Below are 14937 nucleotides of genomic sequence, written 5' to 3'. Positions count from 1 at the left end.
GTGACGGTGCACAATGGGCAGCATGAGCGAGCCGCGCCAGCGCATAGAACCTCCGTCCGTCACCGCCCCCTCCACGGACAGGACCGTTCCGGACCCAACTGGATCCGCTACCACAGATCTGAGTCACTACTACGGAACGGACACCCGGAAGCTGGTTTCGGAGTTCACCACCGTGCACGCCGGATCCACCGACGTCGAACTCGCGTGTGCCCTGGTTCGTACCGCAGGCCAATTGGCGTTGACGATCCGGGAGAGCGGAGGACTCGATGTGGACTACAAAACATCGGTCTCGGACGTCGTCACGGAGGCCGACCGGGCGGCGGAAACCTTCGTCTCCGAGGCACTGGTTGCGTTGCGCCCGGATGACGGTCTTCTCGGTGAAGAAGGTGCTGCCCGGCGCTCGACCTCGGGGCGTACCTGGGTGATCGACCCGGTGGACGGGACCTACAACTTCACGTCGGGTTCGGACTACTTCTGTTCCGCTATCGCCCTCGTCGACGGCTCCCCCTCCGCGCCGTCGCGTCTACACTTCGGGGCGGTGCACCGCCCCTCCCACGACACCACGCATCTCGGGGGGCCGGGGATTCCCACAACGGTGAACGGAAAGGCAATCGGACAGCTCAACGATGCCCCCTGCGCCGAGGTGTCACTGGCCACCTACGTTCATCCGACATTCCTCGCCGAAGACACCGTCCGGGATGCGTGGTTGGCCGTCTCCACCCGCTTTGCGACACTCCGTATGCTCGGCGCAGGCTCCCTCGATCTCTCGGGTGTCGCGGAGGGAAAACTCGGTGTGTGGACCCAGCACAGCGTCGCGGACTGGGACTGGCTACCCGGCCGGGCCCTCGTCGAAGGAGCAGGCGGATCCTGCCGCAAGATCGAGGCCGGAGGAAAAATCTGGTGCGTCGCCGGCAACCCCAGGGCCGTCGAGGAGATCGCCGCAATCTGGTCGTGATGGTCGGGAGACACCCGCGCGGTGTTGATTCACCCTCAAATATACGGGGGTAGCCTCTGGAACACGCCCGTTCCACACACTTAGAGTGGGATGACTACCCCTGTTCGCCTCACCTAGCGGAAGGAGTGCTGCCTCCAGTGCGCCACTCATCTCAGTCAACTTTCTTTGAGCGGTCGGTGCCCGGTGGTCGCACCAGACTCCTGGCCGTGACCGCTGTCCTCGCTCTCGGCCTGGTGGGATGTGGATCGAATGATGACACGACCCTGGCTGCCCACGAATATCGTGTGGTCAAGATAGGTGACGTCGCTCAGGAGCTCCAGGCGCAGGGAACCATCACCGCAGGTGAAACCAGGTCGGTGAACACCGCCCTGACCGGCCCGGTCAATACCCTGAACATCGCGGTCGGTGACAGGGTCGAGGCAGATCAGATCATCGCGACGATCGATGTGTCCGAACAGGAGCGTGCCCTGCGTGATCAACAGGCACAGCAGGCCGATGCCGTCGCCGGTGCGGTCAACGGGATTGAGCAGGCGCAGCAGGCGTACGACCAGTACCAGGAGAGCCTCAATGAGGGACTCAACCCCGAACTGAACGGTGCGGAGTCAGCGCTCCGTACGGCGACCACCGCCTACGACAATGCACTGCGCTCGTTCGATGAGAAGAAATCCCAGGTCAAAGCGGGTCGTGATGAGCGACTGGTCAGCCAGGAACAGGCCGTCGATGCCGCCCGCAAACAGGTATTCTCCGCCTCCCTGAACGTCGCCCGCGCCGGAGTCGGATCCATTGCCGCGGAAACCCGGGGTGTGGAACAGAATCTCGATCTCGCCGCGGACCTCGCCGAGTTGTCGGCCCTGCGCAGGGAACTGGCTGATGCCGCAGGCGATCAGGAGAAGACGGCGGAGATCTCCGCGAAGATCGACGCTCTGCAGGCCTCGATCAAGGCCCGACAACGGTCAGACAGCATCATCCCGGAGCAGGAGATCAACGCACACCTGGGCACGGTCGAGTCAGTGGCGAACCTGGCGGATTCCGTGCAGTCGCTCAACCGGCAGCAGCAGGCCTACGACGCCGCCCTCCGCTCGGTCAACTCCGAACTGGCGCAGTCGCAGCGAGACGTCGCCGCAGCCTTCGATCAGAAAAAGGATGCCGCCGTCGCCCTTGAGACCGCACGGTTGAACACCCGGCACCAGTTGCAGAATCTCACGAGTGGTATCGAGCAGGCCCGACGTTCCGCCCAGGCCACCAGATCCGGATCCAACCGGACCGCTGAGTCCCTGAACGCCGATATCGCGTCAAGTACGGTCCGGGCACCCTTCGCCGGTCTGGTGATCGCGGTTCCCGCCGAAGTAGGTAAGCCTGCCGCGGGTTCCATTGCGACGATCGCCGATGACACCGGTCTCACCGTCACCGCGCAGATCCCGGAGATCGACGTCGCGAAACTGTCCCCCGGTGCAAAGGCGGAGTTCACGACCCCGGCGACCGGTTCCCGCACCTACAAGGGCACCGTCTCCTCCGTCTCGCCCGTGGCCTCGGGGGTGGCGTCGGCCGCAGCCTCCGGAGCTACCGCCGCTGGTGGGCCGACGAAGGACACGAAGCCCACCTTCGCCGTCGTCATCCGCGTCAACGGCCCCACGGATGGTCTCCTCATCGGCGGATCCGCGAAGATCCACATAACGTTCGCGGAGGAAACCGACACGATCTCCGTGTCCCGTGACGCCGCCTACGACCGGGATGACGGTACGAAGGCCGTTCTGGTGGTCACCGAGGACGGCACCGTCGAGGAACGCAGCGTCACCCTCGGCACCGCAGGTGACTTCACCGTCGCCGTCAGCGGTGGGGACCTCAAGGAGGGGGACAAGGTGATCAACCAGGGTTCGACCCATCGGTATCTCATCGGCCAGAAGGTGAAACTCGACACCCCCGAGGACGGAGACGACGGGCGATGATCGTTCGCCGGAGAAGGAACTCTCCCGCAGGTCGCCATGCCCAAGTTCCCGCGCATCCGGACGCCACCGCCCCCGCACCGGGACAGACGGACACTCTTGGCCTACTGCTGGAGATGCGCGGGATCACCAAGACATTCAACATCGGCACCGACAATGAACTGACAGTGCTCCCGGGGTGCGACTTCACCGTCAAAAACGGTGAATTCGTCTCGGTCGTGGGCGCCTCCGGGTCCGGCAAGTCGACCCTGATGAACATCATCGGGCTCCTGGACTATCCGACGTCCGGTCGCTACTTCTTCGGTGGCGTCGACATCCTCCGCATGCCGGGTGACAAACTCGCCGAGTACCGCAACCACCACATCGGTTTCGTGTTCCAGAACTTCAACCTGATCGGCCGGATGAGCGCAGCCCGGAACGTGGAGATGCCGATGATGTACGCCGGTGTCGGCAGGAAGGAACGCAGCCAGCGTGCCGAGGAACTCCTCGACCTCGTCGGGATGAGCGAACGGATGAAGCACAACCCAAACGAGCTGTCCGGTGGACAGAAACAGCGCGTCGCCATCGCTCGGGCCTTAGCGAACAACCCCGATCTGATCCTGGCCGATGAACCGACGGGCGCGCTGGACTCGGTGACCGGTCGCCTCGTTATGGACATCTTCCACAAGCTCAACACCGAGGAAGGGAAAACAATCGTCCTGATCACCCACAACCCGGAACTCGCGGCGGAGACGACACGAATCGCCACCATGACCGACGGCCGACTCGATAACGGGGTGGCGGACCGATGACCTACGCTGAAGCGATCCGCCTGGCGCTGGGAAGTTTCCGCAGCAACAAGATGCGTTCCCTCCTGACCCTACTGGGTGTGATCATCGGTATCTCGTCGGTGATCGCGATCCTCACCCTCGGGGCCTCGCTGAAGGCACAGACGGTCGAGGGGCTCGCCGCCGCAGGCGTCAACGACTATGTCGTGAAGGTCGAGTCCCGCCCCAAGGACGGTGAGGAGCAGACCGAACAGTCCAACGCGTTCATGTACGTCCCGCCGGAACCCGTCGCCGCATCCTCAAAGATCACCCCGCAGTTCATTGACGTACTGTCCGACCGGTTCAAGGGCCGGATCAGTGGTGTGGCGGTGGGGGCCATGTCCTATCATCCCGGAGACGCGGCCTCGTCCGATGCTCCGGAGACCACCCAGAGCGTTACTCTCAGTGCAGTCAACCCGGACTACATGGCGATGCAGAGCTTCGAAATCGGCTACGGCCGTAATCTGGCCGATGATGACATCACCGGGGAACGCTCCGTCGCGGTGGTGAACCAATCCGTCATTGACTCCTTGTTCGCGGGAGATGCCGCTGGTGCACTGGGCCAGACCATCGACTACACCTCCTCCGACGGATCAACGTTCCCCCTGATGATCGTCGGCGTGATCGCGGAGAAAGGGAAGGGCGGACTGCTCTCCGGCTCGTTCAAGGAGTACCGGATCTACGCCCCCTGGACCGTCGATTCCCGGTTGAACACCGATGATCCGGGGCTCTGGGATCAGGTGTCGGTCCGGCCGTCCCCTGGGGTCAACGGCGAAGCGCTGCTCGCTGATCTCAATTCCTTCCTGGAGCTCGCCTACGCCGATGATCCGGAGTTCACCGCCAACGCCCGGGACATGAGCAAAGACTTCGAGATCCTCAAGACGATCATCGATTCACTCAGCATCGGGCTGTCCGTCATCGCCGGGATATCCCTGCTCGTGGGAGGCATCGGTGTCATGAACATCATGCTCGTGACGGTCACCGAGCGGACCCGGGAGATTGGTGTGCGTAAGGCTCTCGGTGCCCGGAATGCGGACATCCGCAGGCAGTTCGTCATCGAGTCGATGATCATCTGTCTGCTCGGCGGAATCATCGGCGTACTGCTCGGCGGTGCACTCGGCATGGTGGGAGCGAAGTTCCTCGGGAAGATTGTTCTGCCCCCGTTGATCGGCGTCATCGTCGCCCTCGGCTTCTCCATGGGCATCGGCGTATTCTTCGGTTTCTACCCGGCGGAGAAAGCGGCACGGATGCGACCCATCGACGCCCTGCGCTACGAATAGTATCTTAACCCGTATCATTTGCAGGGCAGTGTCGAACCACGAAAAACACCCGGTTACCCTGTACATGGTCGACAGCATCAACCGGAATGGTGGTGTGCATCGGGTACCCTGATGGATCCTGGTACAAGGGGACCAGATGGAGCACCGGATGTCATTCATCCCACCGGAACAACCTATCAGCGCACCCACTCGGTGCACACGAAGGAGAACACACAGTGGCAAGAGACGATTACCCCAACTACCCGGGGGGAAACTACCACCCGGAAAATGACAGCAATCCCTATAACGGCGCTAACAACTACGGTGACGGCTCCGCCGAAGGATACGCAGGGGCCGCGCCCTACAACAACGGTCGGAGAATGGTGCAGGGCGACGGCAAGGTCCGCGTCATGGAAAGTGTCGGCTACGGCTTCCGCACCGTATTCGCTTCTCCGCTCGCGTGGATCGTCACCACGCTGGTCGTGGGTATCCTGTCCGTGGTGATATTCGGTGCGGGATTCGCCGCAATGTTCTCCCAGATGTCGGCGGACGGTGCCTTCAACCCGGAGACCGGGGCGACACCGGATACGGACAGCTACAACTTCAACCCGATCATTTTGATCCTCTTCACTCTAATCATGATCGTGGTTCAGGTGATGTTCGCCACCGCCGCGCTGAAGGCTGCGGACGGAAAGAAGATCACCTTCACTGATTTCTTCGGTGGCCCCAACTTCGTCAAGGCTCTGGTGTTCGTCCTGATCGTCGACATCATCACGTCCGCAGTCCCCTACCTGCTGCCGGGCGTGCTCCAAATCTTCGTGAACATTGCTCTGATCTTCGTCGGCCCGCTGTACATGCTGATGTATCTCTTCGTCCTCGACCGGGGAGCATCCTTTGGTGACGCCGCGAGGCAGGGATTCCAGGCCGGTACCCGGAACTATCTTCCGCTGCTCGGTTTCTCGATCTTGTGGGGCCTGATCCTTATCGTGTCCGCGATCCCGCTCGGACTCGGCATGCTGATCACCGGGCCCGCGTACATCACTGCCCTCGCCTACGTCTACCGGCAGGCCAGCGGCGGTACCTACCCGGAAGACTGATTTCCGGTTGATTTCTCCGTCAGAAAGATCCGCCCCGCACCGTGTGACCTGGTGCGGGGCGGATCGTCGTTTCAGTACGAGTACCGGATAGAAGTGACTGCGGGACGGTTCCGAGTGACTCCGTTACCGGGCGGTGGGCACGGAGGGATCGTCACCGGCCGCCGCCCGCTGCTTCTCGGCGGTGCTCATCCGACGGTCCGCGAGCAGGTAGACCGCGCTGCCGATCACGGCGACGAGGGTGATGATCCAGAGGACCGTGGCGTACTGAACCCCGGTATCCGAGGAAGCGGTGGTGGCAAAGCGGAAGAACTCGAACTTCAGGTCCATGAGCTTCGCGGTGTACGCGATGCCCACCGGGATGGCGATGTTGATGGTCAGGTTGTAGAACCCGATGGCCACACCGGACTTCTCCGCCGGAATGGTGGAGATCGCGGTGGACACGAGCGGCGCGTAGAGCAGTGCGAACGCTGAGGCAAACAGGATGATCGAGATGATCAGGACAGCGACACTGGCGGTGGTGAACACCGCGGGGAGCGCCAGCGCGAGAACGATTCCGGCGAGAGCGACGGTGATCGTCTGCCGTGAGCTGAGATACTGGCCGATCTTGCCGGACAGTGCACCGACGACGATGGCGACGGCGTATCCGGGGGCCAGCAGCACCGATGCCTCGTCGATCTCCATGCCGTGGAGATCGGCGGTAGCGAACGGGAACATGAAGATATAGGCCAATTGCACGGAGTAGACGACGAGCACGAGGACGAGCGCCCAGACGTAGCGCCTGTTGGTGAAGAACTCGGGACGGACCAGGGCGCCCTTGTGCGCGGTGATGTGCCAGATGAAGCACGCGGTCCCGAGGACGACGGGGAACAGGTACAGCCAGTTGAAGTCCTGCATGAACAGCATGACCGAGGTAGCGATGACCGCAATGAGGAAGAGTCCGAGCACATCGAGGTGACTGGACACGGCCTTCGCCGGTGGGACCCGTTTGATCAGCACTGGGATGGTGAACACGAGGATCAGGGGGACCAGGAACATCGCGGTCCAGGACACGGTGGTCGCCAGGAATCCGGAACCGAGGATGCCGAAGAGCAGGCCCGCCTGGAACGCGGACGTGGAGAAGCCGAGGTAGGTCTTCTGGTCCTTCGCATCCAGGTACTTGGTGACGTAAATGACGTAGAGGGTTTCGGCGGCGGCGAGGCCGGTGGTCTGGATGACGCGCCCAGCGAGGACCATAGGCCAGATGTTCTGGAAGAAGAATCCGATGAGTGATCCGGTGACGATCAGGGCAATACCGGCGATCATCAGGGATCTGATGGAGAACGCGTCGGCGAGTGCCGCGTAGACCACGGCGCCGATGCCGATGACGATGCCTGCGAGGGTGGCCTGCAGGCTAACGGTGGTGACGCTCAGGTCGAGGGCATCGGCGATGGGCTTCGACATGAACTTGAAGCCATTGTCGATGACGAGGCAGAACACGAAGCTGAAGAGCAGGATCGGCACCGCCCTTTTGGGGTTGACGCCGCGCCCTGCCGAGATGGGGGTGTCCATTGGTGTGGTGCTCCTTGATACGGGTGAATCGGCTAGACGCCGGCGAGCGGTAGGGCGAGCTCCATCATCCGGGTGAACGCGGTCTGTCGTTCCTCGGGAGTGGTCCGCGCTCCGGTGGCGATGTTGTCGGAGACGGTGAACAGGCCGAGTGCGTCGGCACCGTTGGCAGCGGCGACGGCGTAGAGGCCTGCGGTCTCCATCTCGACGGCGAGAACCCCCATCCTCGCCCAGCGGTCATTGGCGGTCTCATCGGCGTGGTAGAAGATGTCGCTGGACAGGACGTTGCCGACATGCGTCTCCACACCCTGCTCACGGGCCTGCTCCTGCAGCGCGGACAGTAGCTTCCAGGAGGCGGTCGGGGCATAGGTGCCGGGAACGTTGTACTGGGAGAGGAAGTTCGAGTCGGTTGATGCTGACTGTGCGACGACGATCTCGTACAGGTCCAGGTCCTTCTGGAATGCTCCACAGGAGCCGATGCGGATGAGCTTGCGGCAGCCGAAGACGTTGATCAGTTCCCAGGAGTACAGGGAGATGGAGGGGATGCCCATGCCGGAGCCCATCACCGAGATCTCACGTCCCTGATAGGTCCCGGTGTAGCCGAGCATGTTGCGGACATCGTTGAACTGGACGGCGTTGTCGAGATAGGTCTCGGCGATGAATTTGGCGCGCAGCGGATCACCTGGGAGCAGGATGGTTTCGGCGATGGGGGCGCCTTTGGGGTTGATATGCGGGGTGGATTCGGTACTCATGACGCATCTCCTTGTGTGTTGTTTTCGGGCGAAGGGGTGGTGGCCCGTACTTCCTGACCCATTGTGACCCAGTATGCGAACATTTGTCCATGTAATTTTTTTCATTTGTTCCAGAGGTTCCGGCTGCGCACCTCGCCTATCATTAGTGGACATGAGCACCTACGCCGATGACCTCGCACTGGCCCTTGAACTCGCCGATATCGCGGACACACACACGCTGGACCGGTTCGAGGCATCGAACCTCACCGTCGAATCAAAGCCGGACATGACGCCGGTGAGCGACGCCGACATCGCGTGCGAGAAACTCCTCCGGGAACGACTGTCCACCGACCGTCCGGCGGATGCGGTACTGGGTGAGGAGTTCGGCGGTGACGCCGCCCTCGAAGGGCGCCAGTGGGTGATCGACCCGATCGACGGCACGAAAAACTACGTCCGCGGTGCTCCCGTGTGGGCGACACTCATCGCACTGCTCGTCGACGGGAAACCCGTCGTCGGCGTCGTCAGTGCCCCGGCCCTAGCACGCCGCTGGTGGGCCGCAGATGAGCAGGGCGCCTGGCGGTCCTTCTCGGGCGGCTCCCCCAAGCGTCTCCGGGTTTCCGGGGTCGCGGACATCGCGGATGCGTCGGTGTCCTTCTCATCCCTCGACGGTTGGCGGGATCGCGGACTTCTCGACGCATTCCTGACGCTCTCCGATGACACCTGGCGGCTGCGGGGATTCGGCGACTTCCTCTCGTATTGCCTCGTCGCGGAGGGGGCGGTGGACGTCGCCGCCGAACCCGAGGTTGCCCTGTGGGACCTCGCCCCGCTCGCGGTGCTGGTCACCGAGGCGGGCGGTCGTTTCACCTCCCTCTCCGGGGTCGACGGCCCTTCCGGCGGCGACGCCCTGGCCACCAACGGTCTGCTCCACGATGAGCTGCTGGGGAGGTTCACGGTGTGAGCACCGCTCCCCTCCCCGCGACCGTGTCCTCAGCGGTGGGGGAACCACAGGGGCGGCAGTCCCGGGAGCGCCGGAACCAGCCCACTGTGCAGGAGCGCAAACCCGATGGCCCCGATGAACAGCGGCAAGGCGAGGAGCAGCGCCAGGAAACTCCGCCCGACGGAGGATCCCGCGTCCGGGGCTTCGGGACGGTCCGGCACAGCAACGGTGAAAGTCGTGCGCGCGGGGCTTTCCCCGGGCCGGATCGTGACCACGGTGACCGTCACGGTCTCACCCGCGGTATCCGGCGTGGGCGCGACCCGCACGGTACCGTCAGCCGCAATGCTCACACCCTCCGGGGATCCTTCATCAAGGCTGAATTCCACCCCGGTGAGATCCGTGTCCGGGGCCGGGGAAACCGTGACCGTTCCATCGGGGTGGACCACCGGCTCGCCGTAGGGAACCGGGGTCGGCGCGGTCCATGCGATGAAGGGAACCTCGACGACATCCTGTGAGCCGTCGGCGTAGGTGACCAGAACCGTCGCGGGGGTGCCGCCGTCACCGGTTGTGGTGACCTCCCCGTCCTCGGTCACCCGCACACCCGGTGCACCGCCGTCCACCAGTGCGAACCGCAGCCCGTCGGGGCGGGCCCCGTCGAAGACGATGCGTGAGGCGAATGCCACGGGCCGCACCGGCTTGAGTCCGGTCTCCACCTGCGGATCGTGGGTCTCCGCACCGGTTCGGGTGTTCTTCTCGTGGACGACGAACCGCGCCGTGGTCGAGGCCGTTTCTCCGCCACCCGGGAAGGACACGGTGACGGGAACCTCGACGATCCCCTCGGCTGTCGCGAGGTGGCTCCGGGTCGCGGCGATCCCGACCGCGCCGGTGGCGTGGTCGATGACGACACCGGCGGGCGCCCCGTCCGCGAGATCGAAACGCAGCCCGTCGACGGGCACGGAGAACCGCCCGCCGTCGACCCGGACGAGCGGTTCAGCGAAGGCGTCGGACCCCGTGGCCACGCTCACCGCCGGGTAGATCACCCGGGTGTTCTCCGCCGTTGGAACCGCCGCGGCACCGACGGCAAACACCACGGGCACGGTGACGGTTTCCGCGTGCTCATCGTTGAACGTGATCTGGACGGGAATGGTGATCTGGCTGTCGCGGTCGTCGTCCGTGACCGCGATGGTGAGCACACCGGTGTCAGGTTCGAGCGTGACCTCCCGATCAGTGAGTGCCGTGACGTTGAGTATCCGCCCGGCGCGCCACAGATCGACGAGTTCACCGGTCTCCGGGTCGTGCTCACCCGCGTGCCGCGGACGGTACTTCGGTGCGAACCGGAGCGGCCCGGAGGTGGCGCTCCGGGCATCGTTGTCCACGGTGACGGGGTCGTAGAAGAAGCGCACTGCCGCTGCCACGGAACCACCGTGACCGTGTTCATGGTCATGTCCGGGGTCCGTCACGGTGGTGCGGAGTGTCGCCACGACGCTGGTCCCGTCGGGGTAGGTCAGGGTGACCGGGAGGTCGACCTGCTGACCCGCGAGACGGTCGGGGGCAATGAAGCTCAGCAGATCGGGATGGTGTTCGCGGCGGGTGATGTGCGGGGAGAACTCGTCCCAGACGTCACCGGTGGGGTCGACGGACTGGATGAGCCACCGCTTCGGCCCCCAGCGGTAGTGGGAGTGCTCCCCCGCGAAGGCATCGACGGTGACGACGGTCCGGTGCCCGGCCTCGGCGGTGAGGTTCGCGGTGAGTCCATCGGGCACGATGGCGTCGGCGTAGCTCTGTGTGTGATAAGCGAGTTCCCCACGGGCGGCGTCGCCGTCGGTGAACTCGACGATGATGTCGCCCCTTCCGTCCCCGGGTTCACCTGCGGGTGTGTAGGTGACCACGCCGGTCGTCGGGTCAATCTCCATGCCCTCTGGCGCGTCCAACAGGATGAAGGTGGCGACCAGGTCACGGGAGACCTCCGGAACGAAGATGGGGGCGCTGACGGAGGTCTTCCCCTCCGCAACGCCGTAAAGGTCACGGTAGATGACGGAAACATCGCTGCTGGCCCGGTCGACGGTGAAGGTGGCATCGGCGGTCGCGGTGGACCCGCCGGGCAGGTGCGCCGTGACGTTCAGCGTGCGGGTCTCCCCCGCGTGGGCCACGGGATCGAGGAGGGTCACCTCACCGGAGTTGCGGTCCACGGTGAAGAGGTCGGCGTTCTCCTGCCCCGGGGTGGCCTCGAACCAGGTGCCGTAGACGGTGGGTCGCTGCGTTCCGGCCGCACCGTTGACGAAGGTGGGCAGGACCGCGTTCTCGTTGGTCACGTGCTCGTCCTCCAACCCGATGTGAACGCGGCGCTCCGGGTAGGCGAACGTCAGTTTGTCCAGGTAGGCGTCCCGCGTGAAGTGAACGACCGACATCCGGCTGGAGCCGTCGCGGTAGGTCACCCGCACCGGCACATCGGCCTCTCCGACGCCCGCGGCGAGGGTCGTGGTGACCCTGCCTGTCCGGGGATCGACCGAGGCGTCGGTGGTTGCCTCCGGGTCCGCGAGTTCATAGGTCGGCTCGGGCGCGGGCGCACCGTGCGGTGCGCCCGACCGCACCACATGAGTCGGCCAGCCGCCGGTGACCGGGGATGAGCCGGTGATGTCGGTGACCCAGTCGTAGACCGTCGCATAGGACACCGCCATCGACGTCGTGGTCACGTGAACGTTCTGGGTGTACCGGGAACCGTCGCGGAACACTGCGGTGACCACTATGTTCCGGGAGTCATCCGCACCCATGATTCCGTCGTCGATGGTGATCACACCGGAATCATCGATGCTGATGCCCGGTTCCGGGGTGACGAGTTCAAAGGACACCGGATCAACGCGGAGGAATGCGGTCTCCGGTTCCACCCTGATCGGGCCCACCGCGAGCAGGTCCGCACTGTTGTAGTGGATGCGTGAGCCGGCGAGGCTCACCACCTCAACGTTCAACGGCGCACTCGTGGTACCGCCACCCGCGAAGCTCACCTCGACGAGGGCCCGGACACCACGGGCCGGGGCATCGTCCGGCACCTTGGCGGTGACCACACCGGTCCCCGGATCCACGCTCAACCAGTCGGGGGCCCCGTCGGACAGCCGGTACGTCGCAGCCACCGGGCCAGCACTCCCCCTGGGATGCGGGATGACATATGGGCTGAAGGTGCGGGTTTCACCCCGCACGACGCGCAGATCCCCGTAGTCGACGGTCGGCGTCAGGACGCCGCTGTCGCTCACCCGGACGACCCACGCGACATCACCACCGGTGCCGTCGGCACGCCGGATGCGCGCCGTGGTCGCAAACGTCTTCCCCGCATCAGCGGATTCCGGGGTGAACACGATCCCCTTCCCCGTGAGGGTGAACCTCCCGGATGCGTCATCGACGAGCGTCACATCGCCGGCCGGTATCCCGCCGCCGAGATCCCACGTACTCGCCGCACCGGACGGTACCGTCTCGTAGTTGTCGGCGGGCAGCTCATAGTCAACCGGGTTGTCCACGATTCGCACCGTCTGGGTGGTGGTGAGCTGCTGCCGTGCGCCCTCGGCGTCGACGATCTCCACCGCGACGTCCACCGTGAAGCTCGTCCCCGTCGGGGCGTCGGCGTCGACGCGGACCGCCCGATCACAGTTGGCGTACCCGAAGCCCTCCTCGAGATGCACACCCGCAGGCAGGGACTCGGGCGCGGTAACCGTGCAGGTGGAACCGCCGACGCCGGTGAACTCCGGGAAACGCTCAACGGTTCCCCCGAAGTCCGCGTCGGTGAACAGCAGATCACGCAGCGTCAGGTCCCGGTCCGAGCCGGGGGTGAGGTAGACGTCCCGCATGCTGTAGCTACCCTGCGGGCCCGCCGCGAGAACCACATCGACAAACGCCCCGGAATCCAGGGTGGTGAACACAGCGACATTCCGGTCCGTGGAACCATCCAGGTAGGTCACGGTCACCGGAACCTTCAGGATCTCCGCCTCCACTACCGCTGACCGGGGGACCGACACGGTGCCGTCCGCGGCGATCGACGCCCCCGCGGGCGGGTTCTGTCCCAGGGTGAAGGTGAGTTCCCCAGGCTCGGTGCCGTACTCCCGGTCATCGTCGGTGACGAGCACGGGGGAACTGACTTCTCCCTCTCCCGGCTTCACATCGACGATGTTGTTGTAGTGGTTGTCGTGTCGGCCGTTGTAGGGACGGGTGAACAGCCGGACCGGGGCGGTCACCGGTTCGTGGTCACCGACGACGGGGGTCGCCGTCACAACGAGGCGAATCTGCTCCCTCCCCGCCTTCGGCGCTGTGAAACGGATGACCCTGTTCCCCGGCTCTTCCTCGGTTATCTCCGCATCGACGTCATCCGAGGAGACGGTGAACGTGTAGCCCATGGCATCGACTGGTTCCTCCCCGCGCATGAGTTGCGGAAGCGGCACGGAGGCTTCCCGTCCCGGGATCACCTCGCTCCCACCCACCGGTGCCAGGTGATAGTCCCCGATGCCGCCACCGGCGGATGGGGTGACCCGGACGGTGAACATGATAGGGACGTCGCCGGACGGCAACCCGACCGATACCTGAACCCGGTAGTCACCGGGGGCGACACCGACACCCGGTAGGGCGAGGATCGAGCCGTCCGTCACCGTGACCCAGTCCGGCCCCTCGGTGATCTCGACAGGCACGGGCAGGTTGTCCGGTATCGTCCATCCGTTCTTCTCATAGCGGACGGGAATCACCGAGTGGGCACCTGCCGACACCGGGGTATCCGGGATGACGGGGGTGATGTCGGATGCGGTACCGACGTTCCAGACGGCGACGTCGTCGGTGGCACTGCCGTCCCGGTAGGTGATGGTCACCGGCAGCGTGAGCGTGCGGTCGTAGACGTCGGGTGTAACCACGAGTTCCACCCGATCATCACGGATGCGGGCCCACGGCGGGGTATCGACACCCGCTCGCGGGAGTATGGAGGCGATGAGCTGCGCCGCCTCGTAGTCGTTGCTGCGCCCGTACTCCAACTCCACGGGGGCGCTCTTTGTGAGCACATTGTCCACTGTGACCGGAACGAGCGTGTATCCGCCACGGTCCGCCATCCGCCCCACCGCTGTCTGCACCTGGACGATGCGGGTCGAGCCGTCGAGGAACGTGACCTCAACGTCCACCGGGGCGTTCGGTCCAGGTGCAGCACCCTCCGGCGCCTCGTACACGACGTTGCCGGTGTCGATGTTCACCGACAGGCCCGGGACATCGTCGACCAGTCGGAACGTCATCAACCCCCAGGTGCCGACGGGAAGCCCGGTCGTGGCGTCGTAGACGTCGGGGAAGGACTCCGCAACCACGCCCGGGGTTCCGGTGATCACCGGGTAGGTGATCGCGATCGTGGAGAAGTCCCAGGCGTGCCCATCGCTGTCCTCCGAAATCTCCGCTGCCGTCGCCACTTGTGGAACAGTGATCGGGGCGACGACGAATGGTGTAATCAGTGCCACGGAGGCGACGGCGGCGATGTAGGCGACCCGGGCAGAGCGGCTTGACCGGGATCTGCGGGTCAGTGGGGATGTGCGCATGAAGTTGTCCTGTTCCTCGATGGTGGTGACCGCGACCACCGCGTCGTTCCTCCCGCTGAGGTTGGCGACGGGAAGAAGTGAGGCGGATACGGCGGCGGCTCGAAGGTATCAGTTTTCC

9 protein-coding genes are annotated in these 14937 nt (G+C 64.6%); 6 read left to right on the top strand and 3 right to left on the bottom strand.

Translation table 11 applies throughout. From position 1 onward, the window contains the following. Positions 1 to 22: 22 nt before the first annotated feature. The 5 genes from QWU43_RS08630 to QWU43_RS08610 all read left to right on the top strand — a co-directional run bounded on the left by QWU43_RS08630 (position 23) and on the right by QWU43_RS08610 (position 6060). Positions 23 to 955, top strand: a complete 933-nt coding sequence (locus QWU43_RS08630; RefSeq protein ID WP_370917612.1) for an inositol monophosphatase — start codon at positions 23 to 25, stop codon at positions 953 to 955. A gap of 137 nt (positions 956 to 1092) precedes the next feature. Continuing rightward, a complete protein-coding gene (locus tag QWU43_RS08625) occupies positions 1093 to 2901 on the top strand; it encodes an HlyD family efflux transporter periplasmic adaptor subunit (RefSeq protein ID WP_370917611.1) in 1809 nt (602 codons plus the stop codon). Between the two features lie 113 nt (positions 2902 to 3014). Further along, positions 3015 to 3689, top strand: a complete 675-nt coding sequence (locus QWU43_RS08620) for an ABC transporter ATP-binding protein (RefSeq protein ID WP_370917637.1) — start codon at positions 3015 to 3017, stop codon at positions 3687 to 3689. Next, positions 3686 to 4984: an ABC transporter permease gene (locus QWU43_RS08615; protein ID WP_370917610.1), complete on the top strand. Its 1299-nt coding sequence runs from the start codon at positions 3686 to 3688 to the stop codon at positions 4982 to 4984. The genes QWU43_RS08620 and QWU43_RS08615 overlap by 4 nt, the downstream gene beginning before the upstream one ends. A 215-nt stretch (positions 4985 to 5199) precedes the next feature. Then, complete coding sequence (locus tag QWU43_RS08610; protein ID WP_370917609.1) at positions 5200 to 6060, top strand: hypothetical protein; 861 nt, start codon at positions 5200 to 5202, stop codon at positions 6058 to 6060. A 123-nt stretch (positions 6061 to 6183) separates the two neighbouring features. Here QWU43_RS08610 and QWU43_RS08605 read toward each other — a convergent pair whose 3' ends face one another. Both QWU43_RS08605 and deoD read right to left on the bottom strand, forming a co-directional pair. Beyond that, on the bottom strand, positions 6184 to 7608 hold the full coding sequence (locus QWU43_RS08605) for an MFS transporter (protein WP_370917608.1): 1425 nt from the start codon (positions 7606 to 7608) through the stop codon (positions 6184 to 6186). A 32-nt stretch (positions 7609 to 7640) separates the two neighbouring features. Next, entirely contained in the window at positions 7641 to 8357 is a 717-nt protein-coding gene (gene deoD, locus QWU43_RS08600; protein ID WP_370914333.1) for a purine-nucleoside phosphorylase, read from the bottom strand. A gap of 151 nt (positions 8358 to 8508) precedes the next feature. On the opposite strand from deoD, the gene hisN reads away from it, so the two are divergent. Next, positions 8509 to 9294: a histidinol-phosphatase gene (hisN, locus tag QWU43_RS08595; protein WP_370917607.1), complete on the top strand. Its 786-nt coding sequence runs from the start codon at positions 8509 to 8511 to the stop codon at positions 9292 to 9294. Positions 9295 to 9323: 29 nt separating this feature from the next. Here hisN and QWU43_RS08590 read toward each other — a convergent pair whose 3' ends face one another. Then, on the bottom strand, positions 9324 to 14858 hold the full coding sequence (locus QWU43_RS08590; RefSeq protein WP_370917606.1) for a Rib/alpha-like domain-containing protein: 5535 nt from the start codon (positions 14856 to 14858) through the stop codon (positions 9324 to 9326). Positions 14859 to 14937 lie beyond the last annotated feature (79 nt).

This window comes from Corynebacterium sp. CCM 9204 (assembly GCF_041357695.1).
Taxonomy (GTDB): Bacteria; Actinomycetota; Actinomycetes; order Mycobacteriales; family Mycobacteriaceae; genus Corynebacterium.
Note: the sequence above shows the minus strand (reverse complement) of the source record. Positions and strands in the feature narration are given on the sequence as shown.